22 protein-coding genes are annotated in these 21,671 nt (G+C 63.5%); 11 read left to right on the top strand and 11 right to left on the bottom strand.

From position 1 onward, the window contains the following. The first annotated feature begins 39 nt into the window (after positions 1 to 39). Positions 40 to 681: an RdgB/HAM1 family non-canonical purine NTP pyrophosphatase gene (gene rdgB / locus BGO16_RS14380; RefSeq protein ID WP_292619516.1), complete on the top strand. Its 642-nt coding sequence runs from the start codon at positions 40 to 42 to the stop codon at positions 679 to 681. Next, complete coding sequence (gene hemW, locus BGO16_RS14375; protein WP_292619474.1) at positions 668 to 1,828, top strand: radical SAM family heme chaperone HemW; 1,161 nt, start codon at positions 668 to 670, stop codon at positions 1,826 to 1,828. The genes rdgB and hemW overlap by 14 nt, the downstream gene beginning before the upstream one ends. Before the next feature lie 42 nt (positions 1,829 to 1,870). Here hemW and BGO16_RS14370 read toward each other — a convergent pair whose 3' ends face one another. Then, entirely contained in the window at positions 1,871 to 3,082 is a 1,212-nt protein-coding gene (locus tag BGO16_RS14370; protein ID WP_292619472.1) for a penicillin-binding protein activator, read from the bottom strand. 215 nt (positions 3,083 to 3,297) lie between these two features. Between BGO16_RS14370 and rsmI the strand changes: the two genes are divergently transcribed. The 5 genes from rsmI to BGO16_RS14345 all read left to right on the top strand — a co-directional run bounded on the left by rsmI (position 3,298) and on the right by BGO16_RS14345 (position 9,844). Further along, a complete protein-coding gene (gene rsmI, locus BGO16_RS14365) occupies positions 3,298 to 4,251 on the top strand; it encodes a 16S rRNA (cytidine(1402)-2'-O)-methyltransferase (RefSeq protein ID WP_292619470.1) in 954 nt (317 codons plus the stop codon). Then, positions 4,238 to 4,645 carry a YraN family protein gene (locus BGO16_RS14360; RefSeq protein ID WP_292619468.1) on the top strand — a complete coding sequence of 136 codons (408 nt, stop codon included), beginning with the start codon at positions 4,238 to 4,240 and terminating at the stop codon, positions 4,643 to 4,645. The genes rsmI and BGO16_RS14360 overlap by 14 nt, the downstream gene beginning before the upstream one ends. A 46-nt stretch (positions 4,646 to 4,691) precedes the next feature. Then, positions 4,692 to 5,633: a glutathione synthase gene (gshB, locus tag BGO16_RS14355; RefSeq protein ID WP_292619466.1), complete on the top strand. Its 942-nt coding sequence runs from the start codon at positions 4,692 to 4,694 to the stop codon at positions 5,631 to 5,633. Positions 5,634 to 5,788: 155 nt separating this feature from the next. Continuing rightward, positions 5,789 to 7,327, top strand: a complete 1,539-nt coding sequence (locus BGO16_RS14350) for a YifB family Mg chelatase-like AAA ATPase (RefSeq protein WP_292619464.1) — start codon at positions 5,789 to 5,791, stop codon at positions 7,325 to 7,327. A 231-nt stretch (positions 7,328 to 7,558) separates the two neighbouring features. Next, complete coding sequence (locus tag BGO16_RS14345) at positions 7,559 to 9,844, top strand: response regulator (RefSeq protein WP_292619462.1); 2,286 nt, start codon at positions 7,559 to 7,561, stop codon at positions 9,842 to 9,844. Between the two features lie 228 nt (positions 9,845 to 10,072). Here the strand turns inward: BGO16_RS14345 and coaA are convergent, their stop codons facing one another. The 7 genes from coaA to hisB all read right to left on the bottom strand — a co-directional run bounded on the left by coaA (position 10,073) and on the right by hisB (position 14,764). Further along, on the bottom strand, positions 10,073 to 11,029 hold the full coding sequence (gene coaA, locus BGO16_RS14340) for a type I pantothenate kinase (RefSeq protein WP_292619460.1): 957 nt from the start codon (positions 11,027 to 11,029) through the stop codon (positions 10,073 to 10,075). Positions 11,030 to 11,045: 16 nt separating this feature from the next. Then, positions 11,046 to 11,369, bottom strand: a complete 324-nt coding sequence (locus BGO16_RS14335; RefSeq protein ID WP_292619458.1) for a phosphoribosyl-ATP diphosphatase — start codon at positions 11,367 to 11,369, stop codon at positions 11,046 to 11,048. Between the two features lie 79 nt (positions 11,370 to 11,448). Beyond that, positions 11,449 to 12,225, bottom strand: coding sequence for an imidazole glycerol phosphate synthase subunit HisF (gene hisF / locus BGO16_RS14330; RefSeq protein ID WP_292619456.1), 777 nt, complete (start codon positions 12,223 to 12,225; stop codon positions 11,449 to 11,451). A gap of 15 nt (positions 12,226 to 12,240) precedes the next feature. Further along, positions 12,241 to 12,981, bottom strand: a complete 741-nt coding sequence (gene hisA, locus BGO16_RS14325) for a 1-(5-phosphoribosyl)-5-[(5-phosphoribosylamino)methylideneamino]imidazole-4-carboxamide isomerase (RefSeq protein ID WP_292619454.1) — start codon at positions 12,979 to 12,981, stop codon at positions 12,241 to 12,243. After that, positions 12,978 to 13,628, bottom strand: coding sequence for an imidazole glycerol phosphate synthase subunit HisH (gene hisH, locus BGO16_RS14320; protein ID WP_292619452.1), 651 nt, complete (start codon positions 13,626 to 13,628; stop codon positions 12,978 to 12,980). The genes hisA and hisH overlap by 4 nt, the downstream gene beginning before the upstream one ends. After that, complete coding sequence (locus tag BGO16_RS14315) at positions 13,625 to 14,143, bottom strand: DUF2628 domain-containing protein (protein WP_292619450.1); 519 nt, start codon at positions 14,141 to 14,143, stop codon at positions 13,625 to 13,627. Before BGO16_RS14315 ends, hisH begins: the two co-directional genes overlap by 4 nt. A gap of 27 nt (positions 14,144 to 14,170) precedes the next feature. Next, complete coding sequence (hisB, locus tag BGO16_RS14310) at positions 14,171 to 14,764, bottom strand: imidazoleglycerol-phosphate dehydratase HisB (RefSeq protein ID WP_292619448.1); 594 nt, start codon at positions 14,762 to 14,764, stop codon at positions 14,171 to 14,173. A 387-nt stretch (positions 14,765 to 15,151) separates the two neighbouring features. Between hisB and hslV the strand changes: the two genes are divergently transcribed. The 3 genes from hslV to hslU are packed head-to-tail and all read left to right on the top strand — an operon-like array spanning position 15,152 to position 17,657. Beyond that, entirely contained in the window at positions 15,152 to 15,706 is a 555-nt protein-coding gene (hslV, locus tag BGO16_RS14305; RefSeq protein ID WP_292619446.1) for an ATP-dependent protease subunit HslV, read from the top strand. A gap of 4 nt (positions 15,707 to 15,710) precedes the next feature. Then, complete coding sequence (locus tag BGO16_RS14300) at positions 15,711 to 16,316, top strand: DUF2585 domain-containing protein (RefSeq protein WP_292619444.1); 606 nt, start codon at positions 15,711 to 15,713, stop codon at positions 16,314 to 16,316. Between the two features lie 39 nt (positions 16,317 to 16,355). Further along, the gene (hslU, locus tag BGO16_RS14295; protein WP_292619442.1) at positions 16,356 to 17,657 is read left to right on the top strand and encodes an ATP-dependent protease ATPase subunit HslU; all 1,302 of its coding nucleotides are present in this window, start codon (positions 16,356 to 16,358) and stop codon (positions 17,655 to 17,657) included. 85 nt (positions 17,658 to 17,742) lie between these two features. On the opposite strand, the gene BGO16_RS14290 is transcribed toward hslU, so the two are convergent. Genes BGO16_RS14290 through BGO16_RS14280 form a run of 3 tightly spaced genes read right to left on the bottom strand, consistent with a single transcriptional unit; the run spans position 17,743 to position 20,517 of the window. Continuing rightward, positions 17,743 to 18,327: a Smr/MutS family protein gene (locus BGO16_RS14290; protein ID WP_292619440.1), complete on the bottom strand. Its 585-nt coding sequence runs from the start codon at positions 18,325 to 18,327 to the stop codon at positions 17,743 to 17,745. Beyond that, a complete protein-coding gene (locus tag BGO16_RS14285) occupies positions 18,324 to 19,760 on the bottom strand; it encodes a murein transglycosylase A (protein ID WP_292619438.1) in 1,437 nt (478 codons plus the stop codon). The genes BGO16_RS14290 and BGO16_RS14285 overlap by 4 nt, the downstream gene beginning before the upstream one ends. A 52-nt stretch (positions 19,761 to 19,812) precedes the next feature. After that, positions 19,813 to 20,517, bottom strand: a complete 705-nt coding sequence (locus tag BGO16_RS14280; protein ID WP_292619436.1) for a Tim44/TimA family putative adaptor protein — start codon at positions 20,515 to 20,517, stop codon at positions 19,813 to 19,815. A gap of 460 nt (positions 20,518 to 20,977) precedes the next feature. Between BGO16_RS14280 and secB the strand changes: the two genes are divergently transcribed. Then, a complete protein-coding gene (gene secB / locus BGO16_RS14275; RefSeq protein WP_292619434.1) occupies positions 20,978 to 21,466 on the top strand; it encodes a protein-export chaperone SecB in 489 nt (162 codons plus the stop codon). The last annotated feature ends 205 nt before the right edge of the window (positions 21,467 to 21,671 follow it).

Below are 21,671 nucleotides of genomic sequence, written 5' to 3'. Positions count from 1 at the left end.
GCCGGGACGAGCCCGGCCATGACCGGTTATCAAGTCTCCATGACTCAGCATCGTCGCATCGACGGCAAGCTCGTGATCGCCACCCACAATCCCGGCAAGCTCGCCGAGATGCGCGAATTGCTCGCGCCCTACGGCGTCGAGGCGGTCTCTGCCGGGGAACTCGGTCTCGGCGAGCCCGAGGAAACCGGCGACGACTTCCGCGCCAACGCCCGGATCAAGGCCATCGCCGCAGCGCGACGCGCGAAGATTCCGGCCTTTGCCGACGATTCCGGTCTTGTCGTCGACGCGCTCGATGGCGCGCCCGGCATCCATTCCGCGCGCTGGGCCGGCAAGCCTGCGGATTTTTCCGCGGCGATGGGGCGGATCGAGCGGCTGTTGCAAGAGCGCGGCGCGACCACGCCGGAGAAGCGCCGGGCTCACTTCGTATCGGCATTATGCGTCGCATGGCCCGACGACCATCTCGAGGAGGTCGAGGCCCGCGTCGACGGCACGCTGGTCTGGCCCCCGCGCGGCACGGCCGGTTTCGGCTACGATCCGGCGTTCCTGCCGGACGGTCACGCCCGCACCTTCGGCGAGATGACCAGCATCGAGAAGCACGGGCTGCCGCCGGTCGGCCTCGGCCTGTCGCATCGCGCCCGCGCGTTCGTGAAGCTTGCGGAGATTGTCCTTGCTCGCCGCTGACACGAAACCCGCTTTCGGCGTCTATGTGCACTGGCCGTTCTGCCTGTCGAAGTGCCCGTATTGCGACTTCAACAGTCATGTCCGCCACGCCCCGATCGATGAAGAACGCTTCGTGCGGGCATTCGTGCGCGAGATCGAAACCACCGCCGCCCGCGCACCCGGCCGCGACGTGTCCTCGATCTTCCTCGGCGGCGGCACCCCGTCCTTGATGCAGCCGCAGACCGTCGGCGCCATCCTCGAAGCAATCGGACAGCATTGGAGCGTTGCTGATGACGTCGAGATCACGCTGGAGGCCAATCCCACCAGCGTCGAGGCCACGCGGTTCCGCGGCTATCGCACAGCCGGCGTCACTCGCGTCTCGCTCGGCGTGCAGGCGCTCGACGATGCCTCGCTGAAAGCTCTCGGACGGCTGCACACCGCCCGCGAGGCGCTGGACGCGGTCGCGATCGCGCGCTCGGTGTTCGACCGCTATTCCTTCGATCTGATCTATGCGCGCCCCGACCAGACGCCTGAGATGTGGGCGGAGGAATTGCAGCGCGCGATCTCGCAAGCCGCCGAGCATCTGTCGCTCTATCAATTGACCATCGAGGAAGGCACGCCGTTTTACGGCCTGCACGCGGCCGGCAAACTCAGGACGCCAGACGAGGCGATCGCGCGCGCTTTGTATGACGTCACGCAGGAGATCTGCGCGCGTCATGGCCTGCCGGCCTATGAGATTTCCAACCACGCGCGGAGCGGCGCCGAATGCCGGCACAACCTGGTCTACTGGCGCGGGCAGGAGTATGCGGGCATCGGTCCCGGGGCGCACGGACGTCTCGACATTGATGGCGACAGGCACGCGATCGCCACCGAAAAGCGGCCCGAAGCCTGGCTCATGCGGGTCGAGGCGATCGGGAACGGGATCGTCGCCGACGATCTCCTGAACAGCGAAGAGCGCGCCGACGAGTTCCTGCTGATGGGGCTGCGCTTGCGCGAGGGCATCGATCCGCAGCGTTACGCGGCGCTGGCGGGCCGCCCTCTCGATCCGCGGCGAATCGCGATTTTGCGCGAGGAAGGCGCGATCGCGATCAGCCCCGACGGCCGTTTGCGGGTCACGCAGGATGGCTTTCCGCTGCTCGATGCGGTGGTGGCCGATCTCGCCGCCTGATTCCGGCCACCAAGGGATGCCGCCAAGGGTGCCACCAAGGGATCAGGCGCCAAAGCTCTTGGGCGATCCGGCAACCGCCTGGCCACCACCGGACGCGACACGCATGACGGCGAGGCCCCGCTGGTTGGTGCCGTCCGAACGAAATCGAAACAGGCCGTCGATGCCAGCAAAACCGGACGGGTTTGTCAGCGTCTCCGCCGCGAAGCGCTGCGGCCCCTGGGTGCGGGCGAGAGCCGCGACCAGCGCCACCGCATCATAGGCAAGGGTCGCCGTGCGCACCGGCTCGCCGCCGAATTTGGCGCGGTAACGGCCCGCGAAGGCGCGGAAGCCGGACGGGTCGGGAGCGGCGTAGAGACCGCCTTGCAGCGCGGCGCTGGCGAAGACGCGTGGGTTGTCCCACAGGCCGGTGCCGAGAAGCTGGACGTTGCGCAGGTTGGCGCCGGCCGCCGTGAGCGCATCCGCAACTGAGACCACCGCATCGCCGTCATCGGCGATAAGCAGCGCATCGGCCGAGCGAAGCGACTGCGCCACATTCTTCGCCGCGCCGGCACGATCCGCGCCGTATTTCTCGAATGCGACGATCCGCCCGCCGTGCCGCCCGACCGTCTGCTTGAAGGCGACCTCAACCACGTTGCCGTAGGCGTTTTCGGGCACCATGGCGGCAAACGAGCGCTTTCCGACGCTTGCGGCATATTCGACGATCCGGTTCACATCGGACTCAGGAAGAAAGCTCAGGAGATAGACGCCCCGGCCCGCAACGCTTGAATCGGTCGAGAACGCAATCACCGGAATGCCGCGCGTGCGCGCCGCCTGCGCGGTCGCCGGAACGGACGCAGCAAACAGCGGACCGAGGATGATTTCGGCGCCGTCATCAAGGGCCTGTTGCGCGCCCTGCTGCGCGCCTTGCGCCGAACCGGCATCGTCCTTGACCAGCAACTGGATATTCGGGTTCTGAAACTCAGCCAGCGCCATTTCGGCGGCATTCTTCATCGACTGCGCCGCGATGCTGGCATTGCCCGCAGCCGACAACGGGAGGACCAGTCCCACCTTGACCTGGCCCGTTCCGATCGTGACGCCCTGCCGAGCCGGCGTGGCCGTCGACGGCTGGGTGGACGAACCGATCAGCGATTGCTGGACGCCCGAGCAGGCTCCGAGCAAGGGCGCGCCAATGACAAAACCCAACGCCGCCCGGCGGGTCATGCCCGGACGTTCAGGTTTCGATTTGAACGGGTCCGCCATTATTATCCTTGCCATGAACCCGTCCGCGCAGGCCCAGCGCAATCTCCCGAGGGAATCAGGCATATTGCGGACGAATAGTTACCCGAACACAGGGACCGTGTCCCGCCTCGACTTGACATCGTACCCAACCTTGTGGACGGGCGGAACCAGCCGAAATCACCGGACCGGAGGGGTTTTCCGGCCGCGAACCGGTATCCACTTCGCTCCAAAACGCTATAGAGTGCAGCGCCATGCGCGCAAAATCAGCCCCGCTGAAACCGGACGCCGAAACTCCCGGTATCCGGACCTTTTCTATCGCGGGTCGTCAACTGGTCGCACCGAAGGTTGCGCCGGGTCTTCATCTGGTCGCTACGCCGATCGGAAATCTCGGCGACATCACCCTGCGGGCACTGGAGACGCTCGCCGGCGTCGATATCATCGCATGCGAGGACACCCGCATCACGCGTCGTCTCACCGAACGCTTCGCGATCACAGCCGTACTCAAGCCGTATCACGACCATAACGCTGCGGCCGCCCGTCCGAAAATTCTGGAGCAGCTTGCGGCTGGAGCCTCGATCGCGCTGGTCTCCGATGCCGGAACGCCGCTGATTTCCGACCCCGGATTCAAGCTGGTCCGCGAGGTCTCCGCCGCGGGCCATCGGGTCGTTGCGTTGCCCGGACCATCGTCCGTGCTGGCCGCGCTCGCAGTCGCCGCGCTGCCGACGGACCGGTTCTACTTCGACGGATTTTTGCCGGCAAAGGAGGCCGCGCGCCGTACGCGCCTTGCCGAACTTGCAAGGATCGACGCCACGCTGGTCATGTTTGAATCCGGCAGCCGCATCCGGGAATCCTTGCGCGATCTCGCAACCATGCTCGGACATCGCGACGCCGCGATCTGTCGCGAACTGACGAAGCTGCACGAGGACATCCGCCGCGCACCCCTCGGAGAACTCGCAGACGCCGCAGACGCGCTGGAAACGCGGGGCGAATTTGTGCTGGTGGTCGGCCCGCCTCCGGCTGACGCGGGCATGATGTCATCCGAAGACCTGGACGAACTGCTGCTGACTTCGCTGAAGCAAAGCAGCGTCAAGGACAGCGTCGCGCGGGCAGTCGAAATGTCGGGCCGCCCGCGTCGCGAAGTCTATGCCCGCGCGCTTGAACTCGCCGGACAAGGCCGGGCCAGGGGCGCCAATGACCGCAGGTAGGGACGATTCCCTCGACCGCGCGAAGACGGCAGCGCCGGAGCGGGTCGCGGCCTTCCATACGGGCCTTTCGGCGGAGAATCGCGCCGCCGCTTTTCTGATCGCCAAAGGCTACCGGATTCTGGCGCGACGGTTTCGCACGCCGCATGGCGAGATCGACATCGTGGCGCGGCGGCGACAGCTTCTCGCCTTCGTCGAGGTCAAGGCCCGCCGCAGCCTCGATGAAGCCGCCTATGCGGTGACGCCGCGGCAACAACTTCGAATCATCGCCGCCGCCCAGGGCTGGCTGATGGCGCATCCCGAACATGCAGCTTTCGAGCTTCGTTTCGACGCCATGCTGATTGCGCCGCGACGGTTGCCGCGCCATTTGCCAGGTGCATTCGACGCCAGTACATAGCCTGAGGAGCTTACGCGTCTCCGGTTGAAATCAACGGACGAGCACCATGAAATTGAACGTCGCCGTTCAGATGGATCCCATCGCGCGCATCAACGTGCGCGGCGATTCGACATTCGCGCTGTTGCTGGAGGCGCAGAGACGCGGCCACACGCTCTCGTATTACACGCCGGACAAGCTGTCCCTGCGCAGCAAGGACGTGGTTGCGCCGGTCCAGCCGCTGACCGTGCGCGATCAGGACAACGATCATTTTACACTCGGCGATGCGACGCGCACGCATATGGAATCGTTCGACGTCGTGCTGCTGCGGCAGGATCCGCCGTTCGATCTCGCTTACATCACGAGCACTCATCTGCTCGAGCGCATCCATCCGAAGACGCTGGTGGTGAACGATCCCGCGAGCGTGCGCGACGCGCCGGAAAAGCTGTTCGTGATGGATTTTCCCGAACTGATGCCGCCGACATTGATCTCGCGCGATCTCGACGAGATCAATTCGTTTCGCGCCGAGCACGGCGCGGTGGTGATGAAACCGCTGCATGGTCACGGCGGAGCTGCGGTGTTTCGCGTGATGCCGCAGGACATGAATTTCGGGTCGCTGTTCGACATGTTCTCGGTGACGTTCCGCGAGCCATGGGTGATCCAGCGTTTCCTGCCGGAGGTCAAACAGGGCGACAAGCGCATCATCCTCGTGGACGGCGAATTCGCCGGCGCCATCAATCGCGTGCCGGCCGCGGATGATCTGCGCTCCAACATGGTTCGCGGCGGCGCCGCCAGAGCCACCGACCTGACGCCCCGCGAGCGCGAGATCTGCGAGCGCATCGGCCCCTCGCTGCGTGAGCGCGGGCTGCTGTTCGTCGGCATCGACGTCATCGACGGCAATCTCACCGAGATCAACGTCACCTCACCCACCGGCATTCGCGCCATCGCCGCGTTCGGCGGCCCCGACATCGCCGCGAAAATCTGGGACCGGATCGAGGCGAAACGTTCATAGAACATGGTCCGAACCGGAATGACGCGCCAGCGCATGGCGGAGGCCTATTCCGGGATGAGACCATGATCAGAAACGCCCCGGAACTTTGTTCTCTCAATGTTCTTGTGCTCGGGGGGGTTGTAAGCTAGTCTCGCGATGGCACAGGGGGCGCGGCCATGGTTCAGCGGGTATCCACCGTCGCATTTGAAGGCATCGAGGCGCGCGCCGTCGACGTGCAGGTGCAGGTCGCGCCGGGTCTGCCCGCCTTCAACATAGTCGGCCTGCCGGACAAGGCGGTTTCGGAGGCGCGCGAGCGGGTGCGGGCCGCCCTGATCGCCTCGGGTCTGGCGCTGCCGGCCCGACGAATCACCGTCAATCTCGCCCCCGCCGACCTGCCGAAGGAAGGCAGCCACTACGATCTGCCGATCGCGCTCGGCCTGATGGCGGCGATCGGCGCCATTCCCTCCGACGCGCTGTCGGGATTTTCGGTGCTCGGCGAACTCGGCCTGGACGGCTCCATTGCGGCGGTGGCCGGGGGTCTTCCCGCCGCGATCGGCGCGAACAGCCGCGACGAGGGGCTGATCTGTCCCGCAGCCTGCGGCGCGGAGGCGGCCTGGGCGAGCCCGGACATCCAGATCATCGCCGCGAGTTCGCTGATTCAGATCGCAAACCATTTCAAGGGAACCCAGGTTCTGTCACGGCCACAGCCCCGGATTCGCGAAACTCAACGTGTTGCTCTCGACCTTCGCGACATCAAGGGCCAGGAGAGCGCCAAGCGTGCGCTCGAAATCGCGGCCGCCGGCGGGCACCATCTCCTGATGGTCGGCTCCCCGGGCAGCGGCAAATCGATGCTCGCGGCGCGCCTGCCCTCGATCCTTCCGCCGCTGTCGCCGGCTGAACTGCTGGAAGTGTCGATGATCGCGTCCGTCGCCGGCGAAATCGACGGCGGAGCGCTCACCGCGCGGCGGCCGTTTCGCGCCCCGCATCATTCCGCCAGCATGGCCGCGCTGACGGGTGGCGGCACGCGCGCCAAGCCCGGCGAGATCTCGCTCGCGCATCATGGCGTGCTGTTTCTCGATGAATTGCCGGAGTTCGATCCGCGCGTGCTGGATTCGCTGCGGCAACCGCTGGAGAATGGCGAGATCGCGGTCTCCCGCGCTAACCATCGCGTGACCTATCCCGCGCGGTTCATGATGGTGGCAGCGATGAATCCATGCCGCTGCGGCCATGCCTTCGAGCCCGGTTACGCCTGCAAGCGCGGCCGCATCGACCGCTGTACTGCCGACTACCAGATGCGCATTTCCGGGCCCCTGCTGGACCGGATCGATCTGCGCATCGAGGTCCCGGCCGTCACCGCCTCCGACCTCATTCTGCCGCCCGCCTCGGAAGGGTCGGCCGAAGTCGCCGCCCGTGTCGCCGTGGCCCGCGACATTCAGGCGGCGCGCTATGCCGCGCTTGGACTCCCGAACGTCCGCACCAACGCCGAAGCGCCGGCCGCCGCGCTGGAAGAAATCGCGCAGCCGGATGCACAGGGGCTGAAGCTGCTGCGCGAGGCCGCCGAAAGCATGCGTCTGTCGGCGCGCGGCTATCACCGGGTGCTGCGGGTCGCCCGCACGCTCGCCGATCTCGACGGCGCCGGCAAGATCGGCAGGCTGCACCTCGCCGAGGCGCTGTCCTATCGCGCGCTTGCGGAGGACATCAGGCGCGCGGCCTGACCGGCACTCGTTGACATCCGCGAACGATCAGCCTCAGAGCGGCTTTGCCGTGAAAACGCCGCTTAAGACATCCTTAACCCTGTTCGCATCCGACAGGATTTACGCGCGGTCCCTCAAACACTTCGCAACGTCGTTTTCCCATTCTGCGGCGAGCACATCGCAGTGCTCCTGCCGACGACATTCCGCCCTCTGACGGAATGTGCCGGGCGCACGACGAACTTTAGGTGGTTGATGATGGCGCGACTGTTCTGGCTCAGGGCGCGGCTGCGCCGGCTGGTCCGACGACATCCCCGCCTGAGTTTTGTCTTTCGGACCTTTACGACTTTCTCGATCGCGTTCGGAGGCGCCTACGGCTTCATCACCGGAAGCAAAAGCGCCGATTACGACCCGAACACCTTTGCAATCGGCGTAAGCCTCCTTTTCGCGCTGGCTTGCGTCGCGCTGGCGATCCTGAGCATGCGTCTGCGCTGGATGCGCAGGAAGCTTCGCAAGGTGGCTCTTCACAATGAGGCGCTCGCGGACCGGAACTGGGAGTTGAAGGAAGCCGAGGAACGAGCACGCAGCCTGTTCGAATCGCAAGGCGACTTGATCGTCCTGCGTGACGCGGGGGGCGTTATTACCTCGGTGAACGATGCCTATTGCGCCCTCGCCCGGCGCTCGAGAACCGAGTTGCTCGGCAGCCGGTTCGCGCTCCCCGTTCTTGAACAGGGTGAGAGTGCGCTTGAAACGAACGGCACGCGCATCCACGATCAGCGCGTCGAAACGGCGCTCGGACCGCGCTGGATCGCATGGCGCGAAGGCCTGGTGCGGATCGACGCCAATCACCCGGCGGAACTGCAATGCGTCGGCCGCGATGTCACCAGCCGCATGGAGACGGAGCGCGCGCTCGCTGAAGCGCGCGATCACGCGAACGCGGCCAACCGGGCCAAATCGCGTTTCCTGGCGATGACCTCGCATGAGTTTCGCACCCCGCTGAACGGCATCATCGGCATGAGCGGACTGTTGCTCGACACCCAGCTCACGCCTGAGCAGGCAACATACGCCAGCGCGGTCAAGACTTCCGGCGACGCACTGCTGTCGTTGATCGAGGAACTGCTGGACTATTCCAAGATCGAAGCCGGCAAGATCGAGCTTGAAAACCGTCCTTTCGTCCTGCCCGACCTGATCGAGGATATCACCGAACTGCTGGCGCCGCGTGCGCACGCGCGGCAACTCGAAATCGCAGCCTTTATCGACGACCGGCTGCCGATCGAAGTGATCGGAGACGCGGCGCGATTGCGCCAGGTTCTGCTCAATCTTGCGGGAAACGCCATCAAGTTCACGCCATCCGGCGGCGTCGCGCTGATCGTCGAGCCCGGCAGGCAACCGGGTGATACCCGCTTTTTGGTTCAGGACACCGGAATCGGCATAACGGCGGATGCGCAGGCGCGAATTTTCCGCGAATTCGAGCAGGCCGACGAACAGATCGCGCGGAACTATGGCGGCACGGGCCTGGGACTGAGTATCAGCGATCGCATCGTCAAGCGGATGGGCGGGCGCATCGCGGTTGACAGCAGGCCGGGGGCCGGCTCGGCGTTCGAGGTGTCGATACCCCTCGCCGCTCATGACGGCGTCTCCGAGCGAAAGCCGTTTTCCCCGCCGGCCCTCACAGGCCAAGCGATCCTGCTGGTAACCCCCCATGCGATCGAGGCATCACTGTTGGCCCGGCGGCTGGAGCGATGGGGCGCCGAGACCTGCATGGCATCGGATATCGCCGCTGCCCAAGCGCGGCTTGCCGAGCGGCCGTGGCACACCGTATTCGTCGATCATGCCATGGGCGCGGAGGATGTCTGGCGGTTCGGTCAGGCCGCCTGCCAGCACGCAGCGCGGCGGATCATCCTGGTCACGCCCTCGACAAGGCACGATCTTCAGGCTCCCGGCGCGGCCGCGTTCACGGGCTATCTGGTCAAGCCCCTGCGAACCGCGTCGATCGCAGCGCGGTTGACGGCGCCGGTCGACGGCTCCACCGCGCAGCGGATGACCGGCCCGGATGGCGCGACGATCGAAGCGTGCGGGGCGCCGGCCCCGGCCCCTGCGCAAAGCCTTTCCATCCTCGTGGCGGAGGACAACGAGATCAATGCGCTATTGATATGCTCGCTCCTGGCCCGGCTCGGGCATGACGTGACCGTCGCCGCAGACGGCGAGGAAGCGCTTGTATCGTGGGTCGCCGCCGAAACCGCGAATAGGCCCTATGACCTCGTGCTGATGGACGTCCAGATGCCGAAGCTCGATGGCATCGAGGCCACCCGGAAAATCCGTGAACAGGAAGCCGGTGGTCACCTCCGCCGCACCGCCATTCTGGCGTTGACGGCCAATACGCTGACAGACGATCGCCATGCCTGTCTGGAGGCAGGCATGGATGGCTTTCTGGTCAAGCCGCTCGATCAGGACAAGCTGGCCGACGCGCTCGCAAAACTGGCGGCGCGTCACGTCGCGGCAAAGTCTGAATTCAACGCTGTGGAATCCGGCCCTGTTTGATTGAGCATGCTCCCGTCCGGAAACCGTTCCACCCGGGATCAAGTCCGGCAGGCTTTTCGGGATCATGCTCTGAAAATCTTCGCATTTTCTCACGGCGAACCGGTATCCACTTCGCCGGAAAATGCTCTATAGCGTTTTCGAGCGAAGTGGATACCGGTTCGCGTGAAGAAAACGCGTCAAATCAAGGATCTGGAATCTTTCACCGTTTCCATGACAAGGTGAAAGACTCTAAAGCCGCCTCAACGCGACCTGCTCGACGACGTGGTCCGCTCCCTTCTTGAGAATCAGGGTGGCCCGCGGCCGTGTCGGCAAAATGTTGTCCTCGAGATTGGCGCGATTGGTGCGCTCCCAGATCGCGATGGCCGTGGCGGTGGCCTCCTCGTCCGACAGCAGCGCGTAGCGATGAAAGTAGGATCGCGGGTCATGGAAGGCGGTGTCCCGCAGCGCCAGGAAACGCTTCACATACCAGTCCCGCAGCACCGGTTCCTCGGCGTCGAGATAGACCGAGAAATCGAAGAAATCGGAGACAACCGGAACGGCCCTGCCGTCGCGCGGCAGCGGGCCGGTCTGCAGCACATTGACGCCTTCGACGATCAGGATGTCGGGCTGACTGACCTCGTTCCAGCTATCGGGCACGATGTCGTAGGTCAGGTGCGAGTAAACCGGCGCGCGCACCGGCGTGCGGCCCGCCTTGACGTCGCTGAGAAACCCCAGCAATAGCGGCAAATCGTAACTCTCCGGAAAACCCTTTTTCTGCATCAGGCCGTGTCGCTCGAGCACCGCGTTCGGAAACAGAAATCCATCGGTGGTGACGAGTTCGACCTTGGGGCGCGGCGACCATCGCGCCAGCAGCGCCTGCAGCACGCGGGCCGTGGTCGATTTCCCGACCGCGACCGATCCCGCCACACCGATGATATACGGCACCTTGCGATCGTGGATGCCGAGAAACTGGCGCTGGGCGACGAAGAGCCGCTGCATCGACGCGACATAGATCGACAACAGCCTGGACAACGGCAGATAGATCTCCTCGACTTCCATGAGATCGAGGCGGTCATGCATCGAGCGCAATGCCGCGATTTCATTCGCGCCCAGCGTCATCGGCATGTCGTGCCGGAGCTTCGCCCACTCGGCGCGGGAGAAAATCCGGTACGGATTATACTGCTGCTGCTCTGGCCGCGAATCCATCAAGCTCGCCCTCCGGCTACTCGCGATTGCGCGCAGCCTTCTCTTCGAGTCCCGACATCGTCGTGCGCTGCGCCAGGGCATCTTCGATATCCTGGAACTTCACGCCGCGGGCTTTCAACAGTACAAGGAAGTGAAACATCACGTCGGCGCCTTCGGCGATCAGGTGATTCCGGTCGTTCTCCACCGCAGCGATCACCGTCTCGACGGCTTCCTCGCCAAACTTTTTGGCGCAATGCTCAGGACCTTTGTCGAGCAGCTTTCGCGTATAGGATACCTCGCCGCCGGATACAGCCCGGGCGTCGATGGTGGCGGCAAGATCATGAATCGTGAAACGCGGCATGCTACTCTGCTTGTCCTGGCGCCGATCATGCGGAACGCGCAAATTTTTGAATGTTTAGCACTTCCGCGAAGCGGAGTCGTCAGGGATCGAGCCGCATCGGCAACCCGGCGCGGGCCATATGATCCTTGGCTTGGCGAATGGTAAATTCCCCGAAGTGAAAGATCGACGCGGCAAGCACCGCCGTCGCATGGCCTTCGCGAATCCCCTCGACCAGGTGATCGAGATGACCCACGCCGCCGGACGCGATCACCGGCACCGAAACGCTGTCGGCCACCAAACGCGTCAGCGGCAGATCGAAGCCCTGACGGGTGCCGTCGCGATCCATCGAGGTCAGCAGGATCTCGCCGGCGCCGAGCGACACCACCTCCTGGGCATATTCGATCGCGTCGATGCCGGTGGATTTTCGGCCGCCATGGGTGAAGATTTCCCAGCGGTCCGAGCCGCCGGCTTTCGACACCCGCTTGGCGTCGATCGCGACCACAATGCACTGGTCGCCGAACTTTTCCGCGGCTTCCCTGACGAAGTCGCGCCGGCTCACCGCCGCGCTGTTGATCGAGACCTTGTCCGCGCCGGAGCGCAGCAAGACACGGATGTCATCGATGGTGCGAACGCCGCCGCCGACCGTCACCGGCATGAAGCAGGCTTCCGCCGTGCGCCGGACCACATCCAGCATGATACCGCGATTCTCGTGCGTCGCGGTGATGTCGAGAAAGGTGAGTTCGTCGGCACCGGCGGCATCGTAGGCGATGGCGGCTTCAACCGGGTCGCCGGCATCGCGCAGATCCACGAAGTTGACGCCCTTGACGACGCGGCCATCCTTCACGTCGAGGCAGGGTATGACACGGACCTTGAACATCGCGCGCAAATACTCTCAGGCCGCCGCGCGCGCGGCGCGGATCAGCGCCAGCGCCTCAGTCGGATCAAGCCGGCCGTCATAGAGCGCGCGTCCGGCGATCGCGCCCGCGAGCTTCCTCGCGCGCGGCGTGAGCAATGCCTCCACATCCGCGATGGAGGCGAAGCCGCCGGACGCAATCACCGGAATTGAAATGCTCTCGGCGAGCGCGATGGTGGCTTCGAGGTTGAGACCCTTCAGCAGGCCGTCGCGGGCGATATCGGTAAAGATGATCGCCGCGATGCCCGCGTCCTCGAACCGCCGCGCGATATCAAGCGCGGTCACCTCCGAGGTTTCCGCCCAGCCTTCGACGGCAACCTTGCCATCGCGCGCATCGAGACCGACCGCGACGCGCCCCGGAAATGACTTCGCGGCCTGCTTGACCAGAACCGGATCGCGCACCGCGGCGGTGCCGATGATGACGCGCGCGATGCCCTTGCCGAGCCACGCCTCGATCGTCTTCAGGTCCCGGATGCCGCCGCCGAGTTGGACCGGCATGGCCACGGCCTTCAGCATCCGCTCCACCGCATCTGCATTCACGGGCTTGCCGGCAAAGGCGCCGTCGAGATCGACCACGTGCAGATATTCGAAGCCTTGCGCGGCGAAGGTGCGCGCCTGCTCGGCTGGATCGAGATTGAACACGGTGGCGCGCGCCATGTCGCCCTGCTCCAGGCGAACGCATTGGCCGTTCTTCAGATCGATGGCGGGAAAAAGAATCACGGTTTCCACTTCAGAAAGTTCGAAATCAGCGCGAGCCCGAACCGCTGGCTCTTTTCGGGATGAAACTGTGTGCCGATCGCGGTGTCCCTGCCGACGATCGCCGTCACCGGGCCGCCGTAGTCGGCGCGCGCCAGCACATCGGTCTCGTTGACCGCGTTCAGGTGATAGGAATGCACGAAATAGGCGTGACGGCCTTTCGGTCCCAGCGGCAGGCGATCGAGCACCGGATGCTCGCGCACCGGATCGAGGGTATTCCAGCCCATATGCGGAATCTTCAGGCTCTCGTCGCGCGGCGAAATCTTTTCGACGTCGCCCGCAATCCAGTTCAGGCCATCGGTCGTGACGTGCTCCTTGCCGCGTGTCGCCATCAGTTGCATCCCGACGCAAATGCCCAGGAACGGGCGCGCCTTGTCGCGCACCACCTCGGTCAGGGCCTGGACCATGCCGTCGAGCGCATCGAGTCCCTTGCGGCAATCGGCGAACGCGCCGACACCGGGCAGCACCACGCGGTCGGCCCGGAACACCACGTCCGGATCGCGCGTCACCACGATCTTTTGCAGACCTTCGATCCCGCGCGCCGCGCATTCGAACGCTTTGGCGGCCGAATGAAGATTGCCGGAGCCATAGTCGATGATCGCAGCCGTCACCGCGGCATCCCGGGTTGCGGAAACAGGCCGACAATGTCGCCGCGCGGCGGCGCGAACGGCTGCTCCGGAACGCTACGAGTCGGCGGCGGCGCCCCACGATCGACAGCCAACGGATCGAACTCTGTTCCCCGCATCGTCGTCCAGCGGTCGAAAAAACGCCGCTCGGCCGCTTCGCGGTCGTCCGCGACAACGACATCAAGCTGGCGCCATTTGCGCCGCGACAGCGTCCAGCGACGCAAGCTCGCCGCTTCCAGTCCCATCAGCACGGCAATGACCACCATCACCGTCAGGCGTGTCCCGCCACTGACGCGCAGCAGCGTCATCACGACTTCGAGCGCGATCGACAGCACCATATATCCGGCGAACGCCAGCCAGAGCCGTTGATAAAGCAACCACAACGGACCGAATACGAAGGCCCAGAACGAAAAACCATCGCGTACGAACACGAATCGGTCCGGGGCGCCGCGCACGTCCGTACCTTCGGCAGGCGGCGCATGGACTGTATAGACCGGCATTTGCACTCTCCGTCGACGACAGGGCGATCAGCCGCCGAGCTGGCCCTTTGTTGACGGCACCTCGCCCGCGGCGCGCGGATCGATCGCCACCGCCGCGCGAAGCGCCCGCGCCAGACCCTTGAAGCAGGATTCGGCGATATGATGGCTGTTCTCGCCATATAGGGTTTCAACGTGCAAAGTCACGCCCGCATTGACCGCAAAGGCATTGAACCATTCGCGCACCAGCTCGGTGTCGAATTCGCCTATTTTGTCGCGCGGAAACTCGACCCTGAAGACCAGCATCGGACGGCCCGAAATGTCGATCACGACACGCGACAGCGTCTCGTCCATGGGCATATGAACACCAGCATAGCGGGTGATGCCGGCCATGGTGCCGAGCGCCTGCTTCACCGCCTGCCCCAGCGCGATGCCGACATCTTCGGTGGTGTGGTGATGATCGACGTGGAGGTCGCCGTCGGCCTTGACGGTGATGTCGATGCGCGAGTGGCGGGCGAGCAGGTCCAGCATATGGTCGAAAAAGCCGATGCCGGTCGCAACCTGGGACACGCCGGAGCCGTCGAGGTTCACCGCAACCTCGATGTCGGTTTCCTTGGTTTTGCGCTTGATGGTCGCCGTGCGCATGAATCGGGCTCTCCGCGTCGCGCATGATCCGCCAAACGGGCGCCCGGATCATGCGGGTCCTCAACGGGGCCCTTTTAACAGGCTCATGCTCTCTTCGCTACCGCGAGACGACGCCTTTTGCCGGGGTTCTTCGCGCCATGGTGACTAGCGGAGGGGATTTGAACATTCACTACCCATCTGCCGCGGATGCCGGGATATGAATGTCAAATCCAAAACTCCACTGGAAACTTATAGTTGCTGGTGGTCCTGCGATTCTGACATTCGCAAAAATAACTGCGGAAACGGGATGCGAATGTTAGAACCGGACCACCAGAATCCGCGACTTCGAACGCCGATTGCAACGTCCCGTCGTAATGCCTAAATCTGGCGGATCACGAAGGGGTTCAGATGCAAGCATCACAGCCGCAGGTGTGGCACGGCACCACGATCCTGACCGTCCGCAAGGGCGGCAAGGTCGTTATTGGCGGAGACGGCCAGGTCTCGATCGGACAGACTGTCATCAAGTCCAATGCGAAGAAGGTCCGGAAACTTGGCAAGGGCGATGTGATCGGCGGGTTCGCCGGCGCCACCGCCGACGCTTTCACGCTGTTCGAGCGGCTGGAGAGCAAGCTCGAGCAATACCCCGGTCAGCTCACCCGCGCCGCGGTCGAACTCGCCAAGGACTGGCGCACCGACCGTTATCTGCGGCGGCTCGAAGCCATGATGCTCGTCGCCGACAAGGATGTGTCGCTGGTCCTGACCGGCACCGGCGACGTTCTGGAGCCGGAAGCCGGCGTGATGGCGATCGGCTCCGGCGGCAATTATGCGCTGTCCGCCGCGCGGGCGTTGATCGACTCCGACAAGGACGCGGAAGCCATCGTCCGCCGTTCGCTCGATATCGCCGCCGACATCTGCGTTTATACCAACCGAAACGTCACGATCGAGACGCTGGCGGCGGGCTGACCTTATGCCCGTTCATACTGAGTCCGTTCATCCGTCGCGCGGTCTCTCCGTGCCCAATGGCGCATTGATCGCCCTCGGCCTGCTGATCACGCAGGCCGCGATCCTTTATGCCATGGGGCGGGTCCCGATCTGCGCCTGCGGCTACGTCAAGTTCTGGCATGGCGTGGTGCAAAGCTCCGAGAATTCGCAGCACCTCACCGACTGGTACACCTTCTCCCACATCATCCATGGATTTCTGTTTTACGGCGCGACCTGGCTGGTCCTGCCTCGCGCCACCTGGATCACCCGCCTTCTGATCGCGATCACCATCGAGGGCGCATGGGAGATCGTGGAGAACTCGCCCTGGATCATCGATCGCTATCGCGCAGCGACCATTTCCCTGGACTACTATGGCGACAGCATCGTCAATTCGCTGTCCGATACACTCGCCATGATCGCGGGATTCGTGCTCGCGCACAAACTTCCGATTGCCTTGACGATCGTTCTGGCGATTCTGCTTGAAGTGCTGGTCGGACTGCATATCCGTGACAACCTGACGCTCAACGTCATCATGCTGATCCACCCGTTCGAAGCCATCCGGCACTGGCAGTCCGGACCGCCCATCATCTGACCGCTTGTTACCGCAACGTTTCACCATATCTTCGAGATCATGATGCACTTCTCTCCTCGCGAAATCGTTTCCGAACTCGATCGTTTCATCGTCGGCCAGACCGACGCCAAGCGCGCCGTCTCCATCGCCTTGCGCAATCGTTGGCGGCGCCAGCAGTTGACCGGACCGCTGCGCGAGGAAGTGCTGCCGAAAAACATCCTGATGATCGGGCCGACCGGCGTCGGCAAGACCGAGATCGCGCGGCGGCTGGCCAAGCTGGCGAACGCACCGTTCCTCAAGGTCGAGGCGACGAAGTTCACCGAAGTCGGATATGTCGGGCGCGACGTCGAACAGATCGTTCGCGATCTTGTGGAGGTCGCGATCAACCAGACCCGCGAGCGCAAGCGCAAGGACGTTCAGGCGCGCGCGCAGCTCGCCGCGGAGGAACGCGTGCTCGATGCGCTGGTGGGAGCGAACTCCAGCGCCGCTACGCGCGATTCCTTTCGCAAGAAGTTGCGGGCTGGCGAACTCAACGACAAGGAAATCGAGATCGAGACCCAATCCTCCGGCGGAGCGCCGATGTTCGAGATCCCGGGGATGCCCGGTGCGCAGGTCGGCGCGATCTCGATCGGCGATATCTTCGGCAAGATGGGCGGACGAACCAAGACCCGCCGACTGAGCGTGGAAGATTCCCATGAAATCCTGGTCAACGAGGAATCCGACAAGCTGCTCGATACCGATCAGCTCACGCAGGAGGCGGTCGCCGCCGTCGAGAACAACGGCATCGTATTTCTCGACGAGATCGACAAGATCTGCGTGCGTGACGGCCGCAGCGGCGGAGACGTGTCGCGCGAAGGCGTGCAGCGCGACCTGCTGCCGCTGATCGAGGGAACGACGGTCTCCACCAAGCACGGCGCGGTCAAGACCGACCACATCCTGTTCATCGCCTCGGGCGCGTTTCACATCGCCAAGCCGTCGGACCTGCTGCCCGAATTGCAGGGCCGGCTGCCGATCCGCGTCGAACTGGATGCTCTGACACGCGATGACATGCGGCGCATCCTGACCGAACCGGAGGCCTCGCTCATCAAGCAGTATGTCGCGTTGATGCAGACCGAAGGCGTCACGCTCGACTTCTCCGACGACGCCATCGATGCGCTTGCGGATATCGCAGTCGCGGTGAATTCCACCGTCGAGAATATCGGTGCGCGACGACTGCAGACGGTGATGGAGCGGGTGCTCGACGATGTTTCGTTCTCGGCGCCCGATCGAAATGGAGAGACGGTCCGCATCGACGCCGCATATGTTCAGAAACACGTCGGCGATCTGGCGAAGAATGCCGATCTGAGCAGATTCATTCTCTAGATTCTGATTCAACTGCGGTGAACCAGACTCTAGCCATATCTTTTTGATCGAGCATGATCTTATCCGAAAGCCGGTTTCCGATGCTCTAAAAACCCCGCGCGCGCCGCAAGCGGACGTAAAGCGCACCCTCGCCGCCATGGCCGACATGCGCCTCGTCGAAGCCGGCGACCAGCGAGCGGAATTCGGGCAGCGCGAGCCACTGCGGGACCTGCCGCCGAAGCACGCCGCGTCCGGAATCCGGATCGGCCGCCCGGCCCTTGCCGGTGATGACAAGCACGAAGGTCAGACCATCGCTTGAGGCGTTCTGCAGAAAACGCAGCAGGACGCGATGCGCCCGCGTCTGCGTCATGCCATGCAAATCGATCCGGGCGTCGATGTCTTTGCGTCCCCGCGACAGTTGCGATCGCTCGCGTCGGGTGAGCGATACGGGCGGCGGAGCTTTTGTCCTTCTGACTTTGGCGACGTCGGGCGACGTCGGCTTTGGCGCTGGAGCGGACGGCACCGCGAGGCCTGCTGCCTCGCGCAACGCCACGGAAGCTGCCGTTGACCGGGAGCATTTGCGCAACGGTTTGGCCTGGCCGGCGACGCTTTCCCACAACTGACGTTCATCATCTGTAAGAACGCGCTGGCGACGCAGTCTCGCGAAGGTGTCCGGCGACGAGCGCTTCATCGTGTCGGGCTGCGCCAGCGCCGGCGGTGATGACGCCGCGGATGACGAGCGGACTTGTCGGGTTGTATCACCGGAGACGAAGCGGTTCCTGAGGACTCGGCTCTCGCCGGCGCGGCAGCGGTCCCAGCCGGCTTGCCGGCGGGAGCCACGGATGAGGATACGGCCCGTTGCGGGGCGGCCTTGTGGCCGTCGTCCGACTTCTGATGCTTCGGCGGAAACAGCTTTGCGATCCTCGCCGAGGGCCTTTTTTCCGGAAGCGGCATGGTTCTGCCGCTCACCGCGGGATCGAGGCTGTTGGGGACGAGCATTACGAAATGCATATTGTGGCGCAGGCGGCCAGAGATGCGGCCTGCTTCCGAACCTGCGCCGAAATAGAGGTCGGCGCGAGCCGGGCCGACGATTGCCGAGCCGGTATCCTGCGCGATCATCAGCCGATGGAACGGGGTTTTCGCCTGTTCCGATTCGATCGGCAATTCCCCTTCGATAAAGAAAGGGGTGCCATAGACGTGCAGCGATTTATCGACCGCGATCGAACGGCCGGGCGCCAGCGGTACGCCCTGCGCCCCGACCGCCTCGTCGTTGTCCGAGAGCTTCACCTCGCGGAAGAAAACATATGAACGGTTTTGGCGGCGCAACTCGCTGGCGCCATCCGGATTTTCAGTCATCCACTGCCTGATGCGCTGCATCGACATCTGGTCCTTCGGGATGATGTTGCGCTCGATCAGGATACGGCCGACGGCAGTATAGGGATATCCATTATAGGAATCATAGTTGATGCGCAGCGTCGAGCCATCCTCGAGCCGGACGCGCGCGGACCCCTGGATTTGCGTAAAGAGCAGATCGGTCTGGCTCTTGAGCCAGCAGATCTCAAGGCCGCGGCCCGCAATCGCGCCATCTTCGATCTCCGCGCGATCATAATAGGGGACGAGTTTTCGCCTGCCGATCTTGCGATAGACAGGTCCGCTGTTCGGCAGGCTCGGTGAGCTTTGCGTGAATCCCCGGACGAAGAGGTTCGAGGGACGCCGGTAAACCGGCACGCTATAGACATCGGTCCTGGTGCGTGATCCATCGATGATCGGCTCATAATAGCCGGTGACGAAGCCGTCGGCTTCGCCGAGACGCGAAATTTGCACCGGCCGGAAATGGGTTTCGAAGAAGGCGCGTGCCCTGGCGCCGTCCGGATTGTCGATAACCTTGGCGGCACGACACGGCTCCCGCAATGACGCGCCCAGTGCTTTCGGGCTGGCGGCCGGAGGCTGCCTCGCGGTTATCGCACGGCAGCTCCTGCGAAACGCCCTGAATGCTTCAAGGTGATCATCGTCTTTCCAGCCGGCGATATCGGCCCATGCCACCGGCAGATATTGACCGCCCGCGATCTCGAACGGCCAGACCGGATGACGAGGGGCATGCCGGGCTTCGAGCGCGACAGGCATGAGCGCGGCGGCGACGCAAAATCCGGCGGCGCACCTTTTAAATCGGTAAAGATTAGCTGGCGCTTCCGGTGCCAACCAGTTTCCAGTTCGGATCACGCGATGCGATATCGCGGGCAAACGTCCAAACATCGGTGATGTCGGAAATCTTCTCAGGGTTTCCGTCGACAATTGCTCCGGTCTTGTCGCGGGTGATCGAAATCATCTGCGAAATGAAGCGGACCGTCAGTTGCTCCGCGCCTTCGCGTAGCTCCGCGCCAATCAGCTCGACCTTGTCGATCGAGACAAATCGCGTTTCCGTCTGCTGTTCGAGTTTTTCCCGATCCTTGATGGCGGCATCGAAGCTGTCATAGACATCCGCTGACAGCAAGTCCTTCAAGGTCCGACGATCGCCGTTGGCGAATGCCAGCACGATCATCTCATAAGCGCTGCGCGCGCCGTTGAGGAAATGCTTCGGATCGAAGGACGAATCCTGCGCCGCGATGGCGTCGAGCCCGTGAGCGAGCGGCGTTCCGGGCTCGGTCAGATTTTTCCAGCGCTCGGAGGCAGACGTCACGTCGGCCGTGGGCTCCGACGGGGGCTGATCGATCACGGCGCCCGGTATCGGGACCACATTATTGTCCTGCGTGCCATGCAGGACCTCGCGCGTCGCACGATCGTAAGGCGGACGCTCACTTCCCGTGCGCTGGCCCAGGACGCTGCGCAGCCGCAGGAAGATAAAAACCGCTAGCGCCAGAAAAATGATGGTGTAAATATCCACGTCGTCTTCACTTTCTGATCGGTCTGGTTCTCGTCCGGTGAACGAACGTCCCGCGAGGGTCACCGGTTCGCATCAGACGGCGTCAATAATGTAGGTATGATCTCCGGTCCGGCCAAGGCCGCGTTTTAGCATAACGAACCGGATCAGGGAGTTGTCTCCTCAACTGCAGCTTTGAGGAATAATAGCGCGTTTCCGATCAAAGGGGAAATCGGAATGCGGGAAGAAAACGCGTTCCTTCAACAGTTTAAGCCGCCAGACTATGCAACCTGCGGCGGTTTTTCGAAAGCTCTAGGCTAAATGCGACGAGCAACCTCAGCCAAAGCCCCCCTCTCAATGGTCCCACTGTCCTTGTGGACAGCGGCAGGCTTGTGATAGCCACTCGCGGCGGCGCGGCAATTTGCCCCTTCAAGCAAGCCAATCATTCCCCGGCTTCGCTTGAATGTTTCAGGAGAGAAATCCAATGACCAACGGCAACGGCACACCTCCAGAGGCGGGCCCTTCACCCCAGTTGAATGTGCTGGCCCAATACACCAAGGATCTCTCTTTCGAGAATCCCAATGCGCCTGCCTCGCTTGCCCCGCAGCAACAGCCCCCCTCGATTAACGTTCAAATCAATGTCGGCGCCTCCAATGTCGCGGAGAACGACTACGAGGTGGTTCTGAAGGTCGAGGGCAAGGCCGAACATACCGGCAAGCTGATGTTCGGTTTCGAGCTGGCCTATGCCGGGGTGTTCCGGATCGTCAACGTTCCCAAGGAAAACCTGCATCCGCTGGTCATGATCGAATGCCCGCGGCTGTTATTCCCGTTCGCGCGCCAAATCGTTGCGACGGTCGTCCGCGACGGCGGATTCCCACCGCTGATGCTTGACCCCATCGATTTCGTGAGCTTGTACCGGCAAAACATGGAACGCCAGGCAGCGCAGGAAGCAGCGCAACAAAAGCCGAGCTAGTGGTCCGATTCTAACATTTGCATCCCGTTGCGGCAGGGAGTTCCTGCAGATGTTAGAATCAAAGGACCACTAGCAACTATCAGGTTTCTAGTGGAGTTTTGAATGTGACATTCGCCTGACAAGTTCGCTGCAAAGTGGGTAGCGAATGTCAAATTCACTCCACTAGAGCGTTTTCAGGCGAAGTGGCGATCGGTTGCGTCAAGAA

Source organism: Nitrobacter sp. 62-23 (assembly GCF_001897285.1).
Taxonomy (GTDB): Bacteria; Pseudomonadota; Alphaproteobacteria; order Rhizobiales; family Xanthobacteraceae; genus Nitrobacter.
Note: the sequence above shows the minus strand (reverse complement) of the source record. Positions and strands in the feature narration are given on the sequence as shown.